21 protein-coding genes are annotated in these 17,693 nt (G+C 69.0%); 2 read left to right on the plus strand and 19 right to left on the minus strand.

Features of this window, described 5'->3' with window-relative positions:
* Nucleotides 1-327: 327 nt before the first annotated feature.
* On the plus strand, nt 328-894 hold the full coding sequence (locus RUR_RS04750) for a YdeI/OmpD-associated family protein (protein ID WP_283133612.1): 567 nt from the start codon (nt 328-330) through the stop codon (nt 892-894).
* A gap of 41 nt (nt 895-935) precedes the next feature.
* Here the strand turns inward: RUR_RS04750 and aroQ are convergent, their stop codons facing one another.
* The 5 genes from aroQ to RUR_RS04775 are packed head-to-tail and all read right to left on the minus strand — an operon-like array spanning nt 936 to nt 4,833.
* Complete coding sequence (gene aroQ / locus RUR_RS04755; protein ID WP_283133613.1) at nt 936-1,382, minus strand: type II 3-dehydroquinate dehydratase; 447 nt, start codon at nt 1,380-1,382, stop codon at nt 936-938.
* Nucleotides 1,379-2,449 (minus strand): 3-dehydroquinate synthase, encoded by a 1,071-nt coding sequence (aroB, locus tag RUR_RS04760; protein WP_283133614.1) that lies wholly within the window; start codon nt 2,447-2,449, stop codon nt 1,379-1,381. Before aroB ends, aroQ begins: the two co-directional genes overlap by 4 nt.
* Entirely contained in the window at nt 2,446-2,949 is a 504-nt protein-coding gene (locus tag RUR_RS04765; RefSeq protein ID WP_283133615.1) for a shikimate kinase, read from the minus strand. The genes aroB and RUR_RS04765 overlap by 4 nt, the downstream gene beginning before the upstream one ends.
* A gap of 16 nt (nt 2,950-2,965) precedes the next feature.
* The gene (gene aroC, locus RUR_RS04770; RefSeq protein ID WP_283133616.1) at nt 2,966-4,144 is read right to left on the minus strand and encodes a chorismate synthase; all 1,179 of its coding nucleotides are present in this window, start codon (nt 4,142-4,144) and stop codon (nt 2,966-2,968) included.
* 47 nt (nt 4,145-4,191) lie between these two features.
* Entirely contained in the window at nt 4,192-4,833 is a 642-nt protein-coding gene (locus RUR_RS04775) for a prepilin peptidase (RefSeq protein WP_283133617.1), read from the minus strand.
* Between the two features lie 1,159 nt (nt 4,834-5,992).
* Here RUR_RS04775 and RUR_RS04780 point away from each other — a divergent pair.
* Entirely contained in the window at nt 5,993-6,448 is a 456-nt protein-coding gene (locus tag RUR_RS04780; RefSeq protein ID WP_283133618.1) for a VOC family protein, read from the plus strand.
* Between the two features lie 201 nt (nt 6,449-6,649).
* Here RUR_RS04780 and RUR_RS04785 read toward each other — a convergent pair whose 3' ends face one another.
* From RUR_RS04785 to RUR_RS04850, 14 genes are all read right to left on the minus strand, one after another.
* A complete protein-coding gene (locus RUR_RS04785; protein ID WP_283133619.1) occupies nt 6,650-7,069 on the minus strand; it encodes an HNH endonuclease signature motif containing protein in 420 nt (139 codons plus the stop codon).
* Between the two features lie 6 nt (nt 7,070-7,075).
* On the minus strand, nt 7,076-9,244 hold the full coding sequence (locus tag RUR_RS04790) for a DUF222 domain-containing protein (RefSeq protein ID WP_283133620.1): 2,169 nt from the start codon (nt 9,242-9,244) through the stop codon (nt 7,076-7,078).
* Between the two features lie 704 nt (nt 9,245-9,948).
* On the minus strand, nt 9,949-11,076 hold the full coding sequence (locus RUR_RS04795; protein WP_283133621.1) for a hypothetical protein: 1,128 nt from the start codon (nt 11,074-11,076) through the stop codon (nt 9,949-9,951).
* 181 nt (nt 11,077-11,257) lie between these two features.
* A complete protein-coding gene (locus tag RUR_RS04800; RefSeq protein WP_283133622.1) occupies nt 11,258-11,599 on the minus strand; it encodes a MarR family transcriptional regulator in 342 nt (113 codons plus the stop codon).
* Nucleotides 11,600-11,654: 55 nt separating this feature from the next.
* Nucleotides 11,655-12,275 (minus strand): DNA-3-methyladenine glycosylase I, encoded by a 621-nt coding sequence (locus RUR_RS04805; RefSeq protein WP_283133623.1) that lies wholly within the window; start codon nt 12,273-12,275, stop codon nt 11,655-11,657.
* 4 nt (nt 12,276-12,279) lie between these two features.
* Nucleotides 12,280-12,951: an alpha-ketoglutarate-dependent dioxygenase AlkB family protein gene (locus RUR_RS04810; protein WP_283133624.1), complete on the minus strand. Its 672-nt coding sequence runs from the start codon at nt 12,949-12,951 to the stop codon at nt 12,280-12,282.
* On the minus strand, nt 12,948-13,472 hold the full coding sequence (locus RUR_RS04815; RefSeq protein ID WP_283133625.1) for a hypothetical protein: 525 nt from the start codon (nt 13,470-13,472) through the stop codon (nt 12,948-12,950). The genes RUR_RS04810 and RUR_RS04815 overlap by 4 nt, the downstream gene beginning before the upstream one ends.
* Nucleotides 13,460-13,750, minus strand: a complete 291-nt coding sequence (locus tag RUR_RS04820; RefSeq protein WP_283133626.1) for an Ada metal-binding domain-containing protein — start codon at nt 13,748-13,750, stop codon at nt 13,460-13,462. The genes RUR_RS04815 and RUR_RS04820 overlap by 13 nt, the downstream gene beginning before the upstream one ends.
* Nucleotides 13,747-14,487, minus strand: coding sequence for a 2OG-Fe(II) oxygenase (locus tag RUR_RS04825; RefSeq protein WP_283133627.1), 741 nt, complete (start codon nt 14,485-14,487; stop codon nt 13,747-13,749). The genes RUR_RS04820 and RUR_RS04825 overlap by 4 nt, the downstream gene beginning before the upstream one ends.
* The gene (locus tag RUR_RS04830) at nt 14,484-15,101 is read right to left on the minus strand and encodes a methylated-DNA--[protein]-cysteine S-methyltransferase (protein WP_283133628.1); all 618 of its coding nucleotides are present in this window, start codon (nt 15,099-15,101) and stop codon (nt 14,484-14,486) included. Before RUR_RS04830 ends, RUR_RS04825 begins: the two co-directional genes overlap by 4 nt.
* Nucleotides 15,098-15,595, minus strand: a complete 498-nt coding sequence (locus RUR_RS04835) for an RNA polymerase sigma factor (protein ID WP_283133629.1) — start codon at nt 15,593-15,595, stop codon at nt 15,098-15,100. Before RUR_RS04835 ends, RUR_RS04830 begins: the two co-directional genes overlap by 4 nt.
* A 44-nt stretch (nt 15,596-15,639) precedes the next feature.
* Nucleotides 15,640-16,152 carry a methylated-DNA--[protein]-cysteine S-methyltransferase gene (locus RUR_RS04840; RefSeq protein ID WP_283133630.1) on the minus strand — a complete coding sequence of 171 codons (513 nt, stop codon included), beginning with the start codon at nt 16,150-16,152 and terminating at the stop codon, nt 15,640-15,642.
* Between the two features lie 379 nt (nt 16,153-16,531).
* Complete coding sequence (locus tag RUR_RS04845; protein ID WP_283134014.1) at nt 16,532-17,176, minus strand: SseB family protein; 645 nt, start codon at nt 17,174-17,176, stop codon at nt 16,532-16,534.
* A gap of 17 nt (nt 17,177-17,193) precedes the next feature.
* The gene (locus RUR_RS04850) at nt 17,194-17,562 is read right to left on the minus strand and encodes a ring-opening amidohydrolase (protein ID WP_283133631.1); all 369 of its coding nucleotides are present in this window, start codon (nt 17,560-17,562) and stop codon (nt 17,194-17,196) included.
* Between the last annotated feature and the right edge of the window lie 131 nt (nt 17,563-17,693).

Genomic DNA, 17,693 nt, shown 5'->3' on the forward strand with positions numbered 1-17,693 from the left:
CGGAAGCACGGCAAGCCCCCCATCGCTTTGAAACCGGCTTCCAGGCGCAGGCGAGCACCGTCCCTCACCTGCACCGACGTCCGGTACGGGCTGCGCATGCCCGCTCCGGCCGTACCCGCCTCGCACCTCCACCACCCAGCCGCCTGCGGGCCAGGTCAATGCTGTCCAGTACGGGCTACGCCAGCCCCGCGCCGGCCGTACCCACCGCGCCCCACCGGCCGCCCAGGGGCCCATGAGGCGAGGGTCACTTCTGGTTCGCTCACATTGAGGAAACAAACGTTCCTCAATACCTCCTACCGTGCGGAACGAGGAAAGGAACGACACATAATGCGCGAACGGTCCGGCATCGACAAACCGGTGATGCACTTCACGCACGCGGCCGGCTGGGAGGAGTGGCTGGCCGGCCATCACGAGGGTGATGGGGTCTGGCTGAGAATCGCCAAGAAGGGATCGCCCGCCGTCTCCGTCACCGCCGCGGAGGCGCTCCAGGTCGCGCTGTGCTACGGCTGGATCGACAGCCGGCGCGAATCCCACGACGAGCACTGGTTCCTGCAGCGCTACTCACGGCGCCGCAGAGGCAGCCCCTGGTCGCAGGTGAACGTCGGCCACGTCGAGTCGTTGATCATCGCGGGTCGGATGCGCCCACCCGGTCTGGCGGAGGTCGCCGCGGCCCAGGCCGACGGCCGCTGGGCGTCCGCCTACACCGCCCAGCGCGACACACCGCTCCCGGCCGACCTGGCCGAGGCCCTGGCGGCCTGCCCCGAGGCCGCCGCCCGCTTCGAGGCACTCGGCAGGACGGCTCGCTACCACGTGGTGCTGCCGCTGCTGAAAACCAGGACTCCCGCCGGACGCGCGGCCCGGCTGCGGAAGACGATCGCCGACCTGTCGGGGTGAGCGGCACGGTGGTCGCGCGCCCACCCCGAGGTGAGAACGTGCTATCCGGCGATGGCCTGGAGGGCGAGGACGTAGGAGCGGAGGCCGAAACCGGCGATCGTGCCGGTGGCGACGGCGGCCACCACCGAGGTGTGCCGGAACTCCTCGCGGGCGGCCGGGTTGGAGATGTGCACCTCGATCAGCGGCGCGGTCCGCTGGGCGATCGCGTCCCGCACCGCGTAGGAGTAGTGGGTGAACGCGGCCGGGTTGAGCACCACCGGGATCCGGCCGTCGGCCGCCTCGTGCAGCCAGCGCACCAGCTCGGCCTCGTCGTCGGTCTGCCGGACGTCCACCGCCAGACCCAGCTTCTCGCCGGTCAGCCGGCACAGGTCGACGAGGTCCTGGTAGGTGTCGGCGCCGTAGACGTCGGGTTCGCGGCTGCCGAGCCGCCCCAGGTTCGGGCCGTTGAGGACCAGGACGGGCTTGCGGGTGTCGGGGGCGTCGTTCATCGGGAGACCTCCTGGTAGGCCGCCTCCAAGAGCTCCTCGGAGGGGTTTTCCAGCCTGGCGGGCTCGGCGAGCCCGTCCAGGACCACGAATCTGAGCACGGCCCCCCGGCTCTTCTTGTCGATTCTCATATGTTCGCGCAGTTTGGGCCAGGCGTCACGCCGATACGCGGTGGGCAGCCCGACCGAGGCGAGCACCGCGCGGTGCCGTTCCACCAGGTCGGCACGGCCGGTGCGCGCCCCGAGGGTCGCCGCGTAGACCATCCCGATCGCGACGGCCTCGCCGTGCCGCATCCGGTAGTCCTCGACCCGTTCGACGGCGTGCCCGAGGGTGTGCCCGTAGTTGAGGATCTCGCGCAGCCCGCTCTCCTTGAGGTCCTCGCCGACCACGTGGGCCTTGACCCGGATGGAGCGCTCGATCAGCTCGCGGCTGTGCCGCCCCTCCGGGACGCAGGCGCCGGCCGGGTCGTCCTCCACCAGGGTGAGGATCTTCGGGTCGGCGATGAAACCCGCCTTGATGATCTCGGCGAGCCCGCTGACGTAGTCGGCCTTCGGCACGGTGACCAGGGTCGCCAGGTCGCAGAGCACCCCGGCGGGCGGGTGGAAGGAGCCGACCAGGTTCTTGCCTTCGGGCGAGTTGATCCCGGTCTTGCCGCCGACCGCGGCGTCGACCATGCCGAGCACCGTCGTCGGGACGTGTACGACCTTGACCCCGCGCAGCCAGGTGGCCGCGACGAACCCGGCCAGGTCGGTGGTGGCGCCGCCGCCGACCCCGACGACCGCGTCGGAGCGGGTGAACCCGGCGCGCCCGAGCTCGGACCAGAGCCGCACCGCGACGTCGGCGGTCTTGGCCGCCTCACCGTCGGGGACGGGCATCGCGACGACCTCGTACCCGGCCTCGTCCAGCACCCGGCGGACCGGCCGGGCGATCTCCCCCAGCCCTTCGCCGTGCACCAGGGCGACGCTGCGCACCTTGGGGCCGAGCAGATCGGGCAGCTCACCGAGGATCCCGGCGCCCACCACCACGGGGTACGGGCTGTCGCCGGTCACCTCGATCCGGGTCACACTCACGCCAGCTCCTTCACCAGCTCGTCGGCGACCTCCTCGGCCTCCCGGCCCGAGGTGTCGGCGGTGATCGAGGCGAGCCGCTCGTAGATCGGGCGGCGCTCCTCCATCAACACCTTCAGCCGGCTCCGCGGGTTGTAGACGAGCAGCGGCCTGGCCTGGGCGAGCCCGACCCGGTGCACGGCGTCGGAGAGCCCCACGGTGAGGTAGACGACCCGGTGCCCGGCGAGGAGCTCCTGGGCCCGCGCGGCGAGGATCGCGCCGCCGCCGAGGGCGAGCACGCCATCGTGCTCGGCCAGCGCGCGCCGTACCGCCTCCGCCTCCAGGGCGCGGAACCGCTCCTCCCCGTCCTCGACGAAGATGTCGCTCACCTTCTTGCCGGCGACCTCCTCGACGTCGGTGTCGGTGTCGCGGAACCCCACGTCGAGGCGGGTGGCGAGCAGCCGCCCGATCGTGGTCTTGCCCGACCCCGGGGGACCTATGAGCACTGCGACGGGCTGAGTCATCGGATCATCTCACCTGCTACTTGACGATCAGGGTGGACAGGTAGCCGGAGACGTTGCGGGCGACCTCCTCGACGGAGTCACCGCCGAACTTCTCCAGCACCGCGTCCGCGAGCACCAGCGCCACCATCGCCTCGGCCACCACGCCGGAGGCGGGCACCGCGGTGACGTCGCTCCGCTGGTTGATGGCCTTGGCGGGCTCGCCGGTGTGCACGTCGATGGTGGAGAGCGCGCGGGGCACCGTGGAGATCGGCTTCATCGCGGCGCGGACCCGCAGCGGCTCGCCGTTGGTCATGCCCCCTTCGATGCCGCCCGCCCGGTTGGTGACCCGGCGCACCCCTTCCAGGGAGCCTTCGATCTCGTCGTGGGCGAGGGAACCCCGGCGGCGGGCGGTCTCGAAGCCGTCGCCGACCGCGACCCCCTTCATCGCCTGGATGCCCATCAGCGCTCCGGCGAGCCGGGCGTCGAGCCGCCTGTCCCAGTGGGTGAAGCTGCCCAGGCCGGGCGGCAGCCCGTACGCGACGACCTCGACGACACCGCCGAGGGTGTCGCCTTCCTTGCGGGCGGCCTCCACCTCGGCGACCATCGCGGCGCTCGCCTCGGGGTCGAAGCAGCGGACGGGGTCGGCGTCGACGGCGGCCAGGTCACCGGGCTCGGGGATGACCCCTGCGGGCGCCTCCGCGGCGCCCATGGAGACGACGTGGCTGACCACCTCGACCCCGACCGCCTGGTGCAGGAAGCGCTTGGCCACCTCGCCGAGGGCGACCCGGGCGGCGGTCTCCCGCGCGGAGGCCCGGTCCAGGACGGGGCGGGCGTCGTCGTGGCCGTATTTCTGCATCCCCGCCAGGTCGGCGTGACCGGGCCGGGGCCGGGAGAGCGGGGCGTTGCGCGCCAGGCCGGCGAGGAGCTCCTCGTCGACCGGGTCGGCCGCCATCACGACCTCCCACTTGGGCCATTCGGAGTTGCCGACCCGGATCGCGACCGGGCCGCCCATGGTCTTGCCGTGCCGGACCCCGCCGACGATCGTGACCGCGTCCTCCTCGAACTTCATCCGCGCGCCCCGGCCGTAGCCGAGCCGACGGCGGCGAAGCGCCTCGGAAACGTCCGCGGTGGTCACCCGCACGTGGGCGGGCAGACCCTCCAATATCGCAACAAGCTCGGGGCCGTGGGACTCCCCGGCGGTCAACCAGCGCAGCATGGACACAAGTCTTCCATGTGCCGGGACCGGCCCGCGCCAACCGATCATCAGGCGAGACAGGCCCCCATCAGGGCTCCGAGCAGCATGAAGGGCCCGAAGGGGAAGTCGCTCCGCCATGTCGCACGGCGAGTCGCCAGGAGCAGTACGGCGTACAGCGCGGCCAGCAGATGCCCGGCGAACGCGCCGATCAGCCAGGCGTCCCAGCCCAGCCGCCCCAGCAGGAGCCCGAGTACCCCGGCGAGTTTGACGTCCCCGAACCCCAGGCCGTCCGGCTTGATAAGCCAAAAGATGCCATAAATCAGCAAAAGTCCGGCCATACCGGAAATAGCGGCGAGAAGTCCCGGCCACCCGGACGTGTACGGCGCCGCGGCGGCGAGCAGGACGAACGCCACCGGATACCAGGTGAGCGTGAGCGGATCCGGAAGCCGCTTGATCCGCCGGTCGACCACGGCCAGCGCCGACCCGGCCAGGACCCCGGACAGATAGGCGGGCAGCAGCGCCGGCTCGTCGACCCGCCAGACGACCAGCCCCGCCGCGGCGGCCGTACCCACCTCGATCCACGGCGGCCAGACGAGCCTGAGGCGGGGACCCGGCCCCTCGTCCACCGGCGCGAACCCGTCGGCCACCCGCCGGACAAGGACCCCGGCGGCCAGACCCACGACCACGGCGACCACAACCCAGTACGCCACCGGCCGACCCTAACCGAGGAACGCCCGGGGCCGGTACGGAAACCACCCACGGGTCGTGCGTCGCCTGCGCCGACGAGGGGCCGGTGCGGGCCCGTTGGAAACGGTGTCGGGCCTGGCCCGCTCGGCCATACCCCGTACGCCTCCAATCGGAGTCGCCACCGGTCGACGCCGACCCAGTCCCACCGGTTGACAGCCGCGCCGTTCTCCTGGCTCGTACCGGGACGTCGCCGTCAGCGGTGAGGACCGTGTCGGATCGGCTACCCTCACACATTTCCGGATCCATCCGGTCGCAAGGGGTGACATCTGGCGTAGGTCCGTTCACTCCGGAATCTGCATGCGTGTTGAAGAGGTTGCGCTCGGTAGCGGCACGGCGTCGTGGAACCGCATGCGCCTAGCGCGGCCCTGTGTCGCTGCAGACCTGAAGGCTGCGCCCGAGCCGCGGATTCCCTCCCCGGCCCGCGTCATCGCCAAGCATTCAGAAGACGTGCTTTGGTGACGTCGGCGGATTTGCCCAGGATCTGACCGATTTCGTGGAACGGGATCGCGAACATGTCGTGCAGGACGAACGCCCCCCCGCTGATCGGCCGCCTGGTCTCGGAAAGCTCCCACTCCAACCTGCTCGCCCGCTTCAGCAACCGCCTCACCGCCCTGGTCGCCCAATCCGCATGACCCGCCGTCTTGTGAGCCGCCGAAACCGATCTCCCGGCTCGCAGGCGTCGAGCACGTATCGGCGCTGGGGTTGTCAGGCATACGACTGTGTCCGCCGGAGGGGTGATCGTTTCCCAGCCGGCGGAGGGTCCGCTCTGGAGGTGGCACGCACCGGTCGGGCAGGTGGACACGACGATGACGGGAGACGTCGGGTCAGCCAGTGGGTCAGGCCCGCCTGCGGCGTCACCAGGAACATCGTCACTGTCAGTCGGGTCTCCGGACGGGTGACCCGGGGATTGGACGTGAGCCGGTCGCCGGGAGTGGTGGAGGGATTTTCAGCGAGACCGAAGGACTCTCACCGAGAACAGTCGCCAGTTCGGTCGGCCAGGTTTGAGAACGTGGAGAGTTCGACCGGCCCCCGCAGTCCAAGGAAGGGTCGCGGCTGAGGAGCTTGGTCGAGTTCAGCGCCTTCGACTCAGAAACCGTCGGACCCGTCTGGCAGGTTTCTGCCATGGAGACGATCCTGCAGCTGACGATCGACTGTACCGACCCGCGGAGACTGGTGGCGTTCTGGAGCGAGGCCCTGGGATACGTGCCCGAACCTCCTCCGGGGGGACACACCACCTGGCGGGATTACTGGGTGGGCATGGGGGTGCCCGAGGAGGAGCTGGGTCCCGGTGCCGGCGACACCCCGGAGTCGATCGTCGACCCCGCCGGGCAAGGGCCTCGGGTCTGGTTCCAGCAGGTTCCCGAACCCAAGACCGGCAAGAACCGGGTGCACCTGGATCTGAAGGTGGGCGGCGGGCGCGACGTTGCGCTGGCGGTGCGCACGCAGCGGGTCGCCGCCACGGTGGAACGGCTGACCAAGGCCGGTGCCACCGTGCTGCGGATCATGGATGAGCCGGGAATGGAGTACTACGCCGTGGTGCTGCAGGATCCGGAGGGCAACGAGTTCTGCGTGGTCTAGGGCTCCCTGTGGTCTAGGGCTCCCTGTGGTCTAGAGCTCCATGGTCTAGAGCTCCATGGTCTAGAGCTCCATGGTCTAGAGCTCCATGGTCTAGAGCTCCATGGTCTAGAGCTCCATGGTCTAGAGCTCCCTGCCACCGTGCAGGGCGAGGTCGGCCGACCCAGAAGCCCCCGCAGCGGTAACCCGGGCCCTGGGCTCAGATCAGAACGGGGGCACCTCCGAGTCGGAGTCGGGCATCGCCGGTCGCGCCATGGCGGTTGAAGCCGCAGGGGTCCGCGGGTTTGCCGTCACCGGTGAGGCCAGGGTCGGGGTGTCGTCATCCTCGATCGGGTAGTCGAGCGGTGTGAGAAGGCGGGGTAGGGGCTCGGGAAGCGGCACGGCGATCAGCGGCGGGGGAACACGGTGGATTTGCCCCAGGCGGGTGATCCAGACGATGTCGCCGGTGGGGGTCCGGGTGACCTGCCAGCCGCCCTCGTGGCGGAGCCGGTGGTCGTGGCGGCAGACACAGTGCAGGTTGCCCGCCTGCGTCTCCCCGTCGTCCCCCCATTCCCGGATGTGGTCCTGGTCGGTGCGGGAGGCGGGCACGCCGCAGCCGGGCGCGGTGCACGTCCGGTCCCGCATCTGCACCTACCGGCGCAGCGCAGCACCGGGGAACCGGGGGCCCCGGCCGGTGGAGTCAGGATCCGTCCCGTGCGGTTCCGTCCCGCCGGGTATCCGGTCCCTCCCTACGCTTCCTGGACCGCTCTTGCCTCCGCTCGATCTTCGGGGACTCGCCCGGCCCGGATCCATCCCGAGCGGCTCCTCCTCGACCGGATTCGCCTCGTGCGGTTCCGTCTCGCCCGTGGTCCAGCCGCGCCCGACGCTCTCGGGGTCGCCCGTGCCGGGGCTTGACCGGGGAGGACGTCCCCGGTCCGGGTTTGTCCGGCCGAATCCTGACGTGAGAGTGGCCTGGCGGGTGAGATCGACGAGCAGACGCCGCCACCCCTCGGCGAGCCGGGGCAGGGCGTTCAGGCGGAGAAGATCGGCCCGGGTGAACCGGAGTTCGACGATCCCGCGCGGGTCACCGGTCCCAGCCGGGTCGGTCGTCGCCTCCGGCAGGCCGGGCCCGGCGTCTCCGCGGAGATCGGGGCGGCACCGGGTGACGCCGCAGGCCGCCAGACGGCCCCGGTCGTCGGTGAGGACCCACCGCCACCTCCCACGCAGCTGCCGGGCGGCAATCTCCCGGGCCAGACCGGCGTGAACCGGCCCCCACCCCGCCAGTTCCCCAGGACGCTCGTCCAGACCGAGCAGCGTGGCCACCTCCACCCGAAGCTCACCGGCCGACCACCCCCTCGGACTCGCCACCGGCCCCTCACGCTCCGACTCGCCGACCCTGGGGACGACGACTTCGAGTGCGCCCACAGCCGGAACCCGACCGAGCCCTTCGTACATTCGGGGGAGCACCACCGCATCGCCGACCTTCTTCGGACCGAAGGTGGACCCCCCTTGCTCACCGGGCATGCTTCCCGCAAAGGGTTCACGGTCCGCGGAGCGTGGAGAGACGACTACGGTTTCGGTGTTGATCCGCATGGTCTTGGTCGCTCCGGGCGCCTGGCTGCATGCGGCCGGTGGCATCTCGACACGAGGTTCGAGGTCGCGTCCCGTCGAGCGGACATGAGGGCGGGGGTCACGTCCGGTGAAGCAGCGGGATCCGGGAAGGATGGGATTTCCGTCCGAGGCGTGAGGTGAGCCGTCACCCCCGGCCGGGCCAAGCCCGGTCAGCCGGTGCGTGCGACGGTTCCCAGCCCATGTCCCATCACCGGGCGAGACCCCGTCTGCGTCTGTGGCCTCGGCCACGCCTTCCCGCCCGGCCCGGTCCACTCCCCGGCCGGAGGCCCCGGCTGTTTCAACCACCCCCGGCCGCCCGGCCGGTCCACTGCGGTCGGCCGACCCGGCCGCGACTCGCGCGTCCTCACCCTCCCCTGCCCCTGATCGGACAAGATCGTCCATGCGCCGGGAATCGGCCACCAGCCAGGCCACGATCTGCTCGTCCGTCCAGCACTGAAAGCTCGCGTCCAGCATCCCCAGGAACAGCTCCGACCGAATGTGCTGAGTCGGCCGCCGGTCCCCCGCCGTCTTGGCCCGCCTTGCGAGGGCGTCCACCCGGGCGCAGGCGGCCGTGACCCTCTCCACCGGCTGGTCCACCCCCGACAGGTTCGCGGTCCCGTCGGGGTTGCGCGACCCGACCACCCGGCGTTCCCGCACCGCAGCCTTGTAGTGCCTCTCCGCCCACTCCGGGTCGATCCCGACCGCCGCCCGCTTGACCGCGTCGATGAGCGCGGCCACCGTCACCGTTTCCGCCAGGGGAAGCAACCGGTCACACACCACCTGGGCTTGCCCGTCGGTCAGGCCGCGCGTCCAGGTCGCCAGCGCCTGTGCCTTCGCCTTGTCGATCCGGCCACGACCCAACGCCGCGTGCACCGCCGGAAGCCGGGACATCAGATCCCAGGCCTCAGCGAAACGGGTCTCGGCCCGACGGCGCGACCACACCAAGGCGGGGCGCAACTCGTCGGCGGAGAACTCGTCCGGGACGTCCGTCCGGCACACCAGCGAATCCGGGCCGGGGGTACGCAACCCGACTTCCACCATCGCGGCCATGAACATGGCGTCGTCGTGGGCGCACTGCCGGTGCCAGGCCTTCAGCACCTCCACGGCATCCGAGTCCGACACCCGACGGATGTCGATCGTGGCCAGCACACGCCCAAGCTCCGCACCGGGCGGCATCTGAGCCAGCCCGGCGGGAACCCGCTGCGTCACCGAAATCTCCACACCCCCACCCTGCCACCCGCCACCGACAATTCCCTGGCCGATTCGGGGGCCAACAAACCCCTCACCAATACGACAGCAAGATATCCACACAATCATCACACAAGGGATATTAAGGGTACGTTTCTGCCCGTCCGCTCAAGAATCAGAAATGACCCTCATCGGATGAGGGATGCCCGGCGGATAACCGGGTGATGAACGCGTTACACGCACCGAATCGAGCGGGTAGATCTCCCGTCCGGAGAATTGGAGATAACTCGCCAAAATCCATCCGGAACTGCGAAAGAAATTTCATCAGGTGCTGCGATAAGCAAGTCTCGTCACTTCCAATGATTCGCACCATTGGGCCAATGACCAATCTTTCTTACCAACCTCCACATACGGCCCTTCAAACCGCAGTACGGAAACTCGGGCCCGGACCTGGGCACGATGCCTGAACGCCCAACGATGCATTGCCGTACGGCGACGATCACGCGGTGAAGCCGGATCGGTTGTCAATCCGACTCCGGAACACCTGAAATCCCGGCCGTCCGAGGTTTATGACCCCTCAGCCTTCCCTCAAGCCATGTGGGTGGTACCCGGAGCAATTGACCCCGGGTCAGGGGGTGCCAAGCGGAGTTTCAGACTCATTGGAGGGAGGTGGAGTTCGCGGCCCGGCTTCTCGGGGTCGTGGACGGTGTCCCCGTGGCGGGCCGTCAGCGCGTGGGAAGGGGCGGCAGCTGCGACGGCCGCATCAGGAAGGAGTGGAACTTCTGCCGAGACGAATCCGGATGGACGACGACCATGGCGTCCTCGTTCGTGGAGACGTAACCGAGTTCCTTGGTGAGTCGCACACATGTCCCGGAACGCACGTCCGCGACATAGACCGGCTGAATGCCCGCTGCAGGGTCACACCGGCGACTGTCCACCGGATGCCACGAGACCAGATCACCTGAGACGCCGATGCCGTCGACCTTGTCCCGGCCCTCGTCGAAAACGGTCCGAGGCTCGTCCCAACCGACCTTCCAGGCGCGGACGGTTCGGAATCCACCCTCGATCCACGCGAGCACCGAGCCGCTTGCCGCGTTCGGCCCTACATCCTCGATGTCCCGCAGGCCTTGCGGGGTCTCGACGGGTTTCCCGGACGCCAATGCCGCGGCTCGGAAATCGAGGCTGCCGTCTGCCTGACCCTCGGTCCGGACGATCAGATCCCCGATGATCCACGTCGATCTGATCCTGCCGCGCGCAACGACGGTTTTCTCATCGTTCTTCAGGTCGTACAGACACACCTCGGTAACGTCGCGATCTACGCCCTTGCTCCATATCGCTTTTCCGGAGCGAGTGTCGACGCCGTCAACAAACCCATCATCGAGCTGGCGAGTAATGTCGGTTTCCTGGTCCCAGACCCGAATGGACGTCTCATAAGACATGAGAGAATGCTGAACGGCGAAGACGAACCAGCGACCGTCGAAGGACCCGCCCACCTGCTGATCACGGCTGGGATCCTCCATCCGATAAACAGTCGACCAGGTTCTCTTCTGCCCGTCAAATCTCACGATCTCAGTGTTCCTGAGAACACCTATTTCATATTTTCCGGCATTCAGCTGCCCGAAGATTGCAGAACCGTCGGCACCGACCGATGCAGGAAGAACTTGGCCTGCTGTGACCTGTGTCGGAATCGATCCCGCCGCTATGAATTTCTCCCAGGAACCAGGCAGATCGACTTCACACTCCAGGCGATTCTCCCCAGACGTGCGTGGCGAAGCCTGCTTATCGACCGCGAATTGGGCTTGATACACCGAGACGGGCTCGGGTGCCGGCGAACAGCCCACAAGTGCGATCATTGCCACGACGATTCCACTGATGCGCCCACGACCTCCTTGAACGAATCGCCGGCTCGGTCGGCAGCGAAACAAGCGCCGATCTTCCTGACGCATTTACCGGCAGATATGTTCAAGGTTTCGTATGCCGTCAGGACGACGACGGCTGACCTCGGCGACGCGCGCCCGCCCGCCGAACCGCCTCTCAGACCGTCAGGCGGAGTTCCAGGCCATTGGGGAGGAGGACGCCGACCGTCGCCGACAGGTGCCGCCTGGAGTAGTCGGCGGCGGCACGGTAGCCGGCCATGCCGTCCTCGACCGGCTCCACGGTGACCGTGCGCCGATCGCGTTCGCCGCGCACCCGCCGTACGCAACCCGCCTTCTCCAGCCTGTCGATCACCCTGGTCGCCGAGGCGGACGGCAGCCCAAGCTCCTCGAAGATCGCCCCCACCGCGAGGGGTCCGCGGTTCTCCAGCAGGATGAGGGCTGCGACGTCGATCGGTTGCAGGCCGAGCCGGTCGGCGACGGCCACATTGTGCGGATCCATGAGCAGGCCGCGGCTGCCGGCGTCCCGTGGGCGGCCACGAGCTCGCCCATGAAGGTCACGATGTCCAGATTCGGGAGCTGCCCCGTCGATGCGAGCCGAGCAGATGGGTGTCGACGATGCCGATCGCCTCCATGAGGGCGTACACGGTGGTCGGGCCGACGAAGGCGAATCCGCGTCGGCGCAGCTCCTTTGACAATGCGATCGACTCGGCGGACTTCGTGGGGATCTCCGCAAAGGTCCGGGGGCAGGGTGTGCTCTCGGGCCGGAAGGACCACACCAGCTCGGCCAGGCCCATCTCCTCACGCAACAGGATGGTGGCGCGGGCGTTGGTGATGGTCGCCTGGATCTTCCGCCGGTTGCGCACGATGCCGGCGTCGGCCATCAACCGATCGACATCGGTCTCGGTGTACGCGGCGATCGCGTCCGGGAGGAAGTCGTCGAACGCCGCACGGAATGCGGGGCGCTTGCGGAGGATCGTCGCCCAGGACAGACCCGCCTGAAATCCTTCGAGACTGATGCGCTCATAGACGCCGCGTTCGTCCGTGACCGGCATGCCCCACTCTGTGTCGTAGTAGTCGCGCAGCAGAGGGGCGGCGGCCGCCCATGCGGGCCGGGCGAGCCCGTCGTCCCCGACGACGACGCCGGGGTCGGCGACGGTGCTTGCCTCCTGTGTCATTCGATCACCCGTCAAGCCCGGTCATGCGCATCGTGATGTTGATCCGGCCGCGGCTGAGTCCGCATCCCTCGGGAGCGGTGCTCTCGTGCACCTTGGTGACACCGTGGTAGGCCAGTCGGGCGGGTCCGCCGAAGACGAAGAGGTCGCCGGAGGCCAGCAGCACGTCGGTGTACAGCTTGCCGCGGTTTTCCGTGTTGCCGAATCGGAACGTGCAACTGTCGCCGATGGACAGCGAGACGACCGGAGCGCGGGAGATCTCGTCCTTGTCCTGGTGCATTCCCAAGCGGGCTCCCGCGTCGTAGTGGTTCACCAGCGCGGTGTCGGGCGTATAGGAGCGGATCACGGCTGCGTCGTGGCCGGTGGCCCGGAGGGCATGTCGTCCCAGGCGGATCATCCAGTCGGGGAACGGAAGGACACGGGCGCCGTTCACGTCGGTGGCCTCTCGCGTGTACCTGTACGGTTGCCAGTGCCAGCCCAGACACACGGTGCGCACCGACATCTCGTGTCCGCGGACCTTCGCGGCGCGGATGGGGACGGGGCCTTGCACCCACTCGCGGAACCGATCCACGATCCGATTCTGCTGCTCCCGAGTCAGCCAATCAGGGACCAGGGTGGCGCCCGGGGCGACCTCTCCCCCGTCACGCTCGGGGATCTCCGGAGTGAACAGCGCTGTCAACGCTTGCCCTCCACGTGTGTGAGGTGCACGAGGGAATCGTGCGCAACGAGCCAGGAGGTACCGTCTGCGCTTACGCCGGCCAGGCCGTCCAGATTGGTCAGTCCGACGAGTGCGAGAGTGCGCGGGTCGCCGATTCCGGCGGTCGCGAGGGTACGTGCGGGGCTCCAGGGAGTCGACCACAGCAGCCGCCGGGTCATCTGCGCCCAGCCGGTTGCCGGCCCGACCATCACCCATAGGTCGGGGGCGGCGGCGGCGAACCGTGACGCGTGACGCAGCCAGGAGGCCCCGGTCTCGGGCCAGGTGATCGTGTCGAGAGTTCCGCCGCCTGCGCGATCCCAGGCCGATTCGATCAGGCGTGAGGTCGCAAGGGCGCCAGGGGTGCGGCCGGAGCCGATCACGATATTGCGGGCACGGCGGTCGCGGGCGATTCCGATGACGGTCGCGACCTCGGCATCCGTAGCCGTCGGGTCCGCGTCATGACTCGCCGGCGTCTTCAGCAAGGGGCTGGTCAGGGCTTCCATGGTTCGCCGTTCTCCCGGGCGGTCCTCCACTTCTGAAAGCGGTCCCTGCAGCAGGCTCCGCAGGGGCGGAACCCGGCGGCGACCGCCGTGGCCTCGTCGGCGAAGAAGACCCGGTGCTTCACGTAGCCGCCGCGAGCGATGGCGCACAGCGCGGCGAGACAGTCGAGCCTCCCGTAGATCTTCGAGTCGCGATGGCCGCCCCACAGCCCCTTGACCGCAGACCGATAGGGACGGCCGTCCATCCCCAGAAGGGTGTACGTCTTCGTTGCGTCTCTCATGCGGCGTCATGGAAGACGAGGGCGAGGGTGTGACGTTCGCCGGACCGGATGGCGGACACGCCGTGCCGAACCGGCGCGGCGGACCACCCGCGGGCGGACTTGACGGGTCGGTCGCGGGTGGTGAAGAGGTATCCGTAACCGTGTGGCAGCAGCGTGGCCGTGCCCCGGGACTGGGCGCGCGGGCGCTGTTCCAGCAGCAGGAACTCGCCGCCCGTGTGATCCACGCCAGGCTCGTTGAGGTTGATCACGACCTGCAACGGGAACACGAGGTCGCCGTACAGGTCGCGATGCAGAGCGTTCCAATCCTTCTCGCCGTAGTGGAGCAGGATCGCCGAAGACTTCGTCTGGCCGGCGTCGTGGCACATCCGAAGCCACTCATCAAGCGATTCCGGCCACGGTGCGGGCCGGCCGAGCTTGGTCCACCAGTCGCGGGCGATGGGAAGCAGCCGCGGGTACAGGGCCTGCTTGAGCCGCTCGATCGGTTCCGGATACGGCGTGTTGAAGTATCGGTACCGGCCCTCACCGAAGCGGTGCCTGCCCATGTCGACGGTGCTGCGGAACAGGCCGTCCTGCTGGTACAGCTCCCTGATCTCCACGGTCTCCTCCGGGGTCAGCAGTTGCGGCAGCAGTGCGCCGCCGTACTCGTCGACCTCTGTGGTGATCGCCTCCCAGTCGCCGGACTCGACGCGGCTGTACCACCGATCCGTCTTCCTCCTGCTCGCCTTCTCGATGCTCATGCCGCGGCCTCCAGGTTCAGCAGCATGGTCTTGGCCTCGAGTCCGCCGATGTAACCGCCGAGCGTGCCGTCGGTACGCAGCACGCGGTGGCACGGGACGACGATGGGCAGCGGGTTGGTCGCACAGGCGGTGCCCACCGCTCGGACGGCCTTGGGGTTGCCGACGAGCTCGGCCATGTCTCGGTAACTGCGGGTCTGGCCGTACCCGATCTCGGGCAGATGCGTCTGCACGAGGCGCCGGAATCCGCGAGACAGGGACAGGTCCAGCCTCAGGTCGAAGACCTGGCGGCGCTTGGCGAAGTACTCGTCGATCTCGCGAGCCGATTCGTCCAGCCGCTTGGGTGCGCGCAAGATGCGCGGACTGAGCTCCCGGCCGAGGGCTTCCAGGACTCGATCGTGGTCCTCACGGGCGTACGCCACGCGGACCAGCCCCTCCGGGGTGGCGGCGAGCAGCAACTTGCCGACAGGTGAGTCGATGGTGGTGTAAGCGACATCGATGAGATCGGCTCGCTCTGCCGCCTGCTCCAGACGGCGGTGGAGCCGACCGAGCGTGTCGGCGTCCACAGGCGTCGACAGCAGGGCGGCCATGTCGTCACCGGGGCGAATGTCGTTCATGATGATGCTCCTTTCATGATCTCGCCCGGATATTTCTTCCTGAGACTCTTGAGCCCGTCTGCGGCGGCTCTGCGGGCCGCCTCAACACTGCCGCCGAGGATCTCCGCGATCTCGGCGTATGCCAATCCCGCCACATAGCGGTAGGCGACAGCCTGGCGTTGTTTGCTCGGCAGCCCTTTCACCAAGGCCCACAGGTCGGCGTCCCCGGGGTCCGGGATGTCCCGCCCTGTCGGTGCTTCCGGTACCTCGTCGACCGGTAGGGGACTCCTTTTCGCGACACGCAGCACGTCGATCGCCTTGCGATGCGCGATCGTCACGAGCCATGCCTCCACGTTCGCCGTCTCAGGCAGGTCGGGATAGGCGCGCATGGCGGAGAGGAAGGTCTCCGACCACGCGTCGTCCGCGTCGTGCGGGCCGAGGACGACCCGGCAGACGCGCAGCACGGTTGCACCGTGCTGCGCGACTACGTTCTCGAACGGTTGTTTCATGTCCATCCCATTGAAGACATACTTGTCGGTGACAAACGTGATTTTTCCGGTCAGAACAACCGGCTAGCTCTGGCCTCAGGCGGCTCCTCAAGCCCCAGCAGCGCCTGCTTGCGCTTCAGTCCGCCGGCGTATCCGGTGAGGGAACCATTGGAGCCGAGGACGCGGTGACACGGCACGAAGACGCACAGCGGGTTCGCACCCACGGCCTGTCCGACCCGTTGCGCGAGACCGCGGTCTCCGACCTGCTCGGCGATCCGGCCGTAGGTGGTCGTGTCACCGCACTGAATGCTCTTCACGATGTCCCAGACGGCGTGCTGGAACGCGTCACCCTCGGCGGCGAGCGGAAGATCGAACTCCCTGCGTCGACCCGCCAGGTAGTGGCGCAGCTGTCGGGCTGCCTCGTTCAGCAACGGGTCCGCGGAGTCGGCCACCTCGGGGCCGAACGTCTCCTGCGAGGGGCGGCGGACGTGGTGCCTGAAGTACAAGCCGGCAATCGTCTCGCCCTTTGCCACGAGCGTGATCGGTCCAAGGCGGGTCTCGATCACGATGTGCCGAGTGCTCATCTGCGTTTCCCTTCTCCTGCCTGGTAGACGTGCGCCGCTCGCAGAACGTGAGATTTCAGTTGGTGTCGTTGCCGGTCGCCGTGTCAGGCTGCAGGAAGCCTGCGGAGCTTCCCGCGAAGAAGCGTGCTCGACACGCCCGCGGCGTAGAGAAAGCAGACGACTCGCACACTGATCTCGGCAAGCAGCGACTCGTAGGCATCCCAGCCCGCCGTGCCCTTCCCAATCGCAGAATGCGACGGGCTACGCATCGATTTCACGACATTACGGAGGGCTACCGTGCGGACCCGAGTGGTGGGCCCCCTGAATGAGCGCACGACCCCGCGACGCGCATGCGGCAGCCTTGGGTGAGCCTAGGTAAGCGTGTTCTCCAGCTCGCTTCTCAGCGCGCCAGGCGAAGTTCCAGGCCGGTGGGGAGGAGGCGGCCGATGCGGTCGGCCAGATTGCGGCCGAGTTCGGCGGGGTCGTGGCCGGGAGCGGCTTTCAGGGTGAGGGTGAGGTCGGCTGCGTCGCTCGGGCCGACTTCGACCGTGACGATTCCGGGGAGGTCGGCGACGGCCGTTTCCAGGGCGGCGAGGACCTCGGGATCGTCGTGGAGTCCCCCGGCCAGCGCCCGCAGGTCCTCGACGACGAACGGGACGGGGCCCGCGATGTCGATCACGACCGCAGAGGCGCCCTCCCCCGCGGCGGCGTGACCGACCTGGGTGGCGCTCACCTGGATCGGGCGGGCGTCGGGGCGCCAGCGGGCCAGGGAGTCCGCCGAGGTGAAGGCGAGTACGGCTTCGCGGCCGTCCGCGCCGACCAGTTTGGGCAGCGCCATCTCGCTCTCCTTCTCCCGTTTCCGCCCGTCCGGGCCGATCTCGGCGGAGGTGAGGAGGGCGACCACGGGGACGAGCAGGCGGGAGCGGCGGAGCGCCGAAAGGACCGGCCCGGCGTCGCCCGTACCGGCACCGAAGGCGGCGAGCGCGGCGGCGACCGCGGGGTCGGCCCCGCCGTCGTCGCCCGGGACCAGGGGCTGCGGAATCATCGGCACGGTCAGCGAGGCTACCGCGTTCCCTGCCCGGTCCGATCCCCGAGCATCCCGTCGGTACGGGCTGCGCCCACGTCAGCCGAGGTCGGCGATGACGGCGACCGGTCGATGCCGCTGGAGCGGATCGCCGCCCAGATGCCGTCGGCGTCCAGGGCGTCCCGCATCACGCCGTGCCCGATCCGGTACCGCCCACCGATCCCCCGGACGTCGCCCACCACGGCGGACGGCATCTTGATCTCGCCCATCGCGACGGCGATGCCCAGCGCCGTGGTCGAATTGGGGGTGTCCATGGACGGGCCGGCGTCCTCGGCGATCACGGGGTGGCCGCGGCGTTTGGCGTCCTCGATGGTGGCCAGGGTGAGCAGCAGCGGCTTGGTCTGCACCTAGTGAATACCGGTCGGGTCGTCGATCCCGGCGGCCAAGCCCACGACCACGGCGACCACAACCCGTACGCCACCGCCCGACCCGAGGTAAAGGCCGGGCGGGTAGGGCCGGGGAGTTCGGCGACGGCAGC

Origin of the sequence: Rhizohabitans arisaemae, from assembly GCF_025996515.1 — a bacterium.
Taxonomy (GTDB): Bacteria; Actinomycetota; Actinomycetes; order Streptosporangiales; family Streptosporangiaceae; genus Rhizohabitans; species Rhizohabitans arisaemae.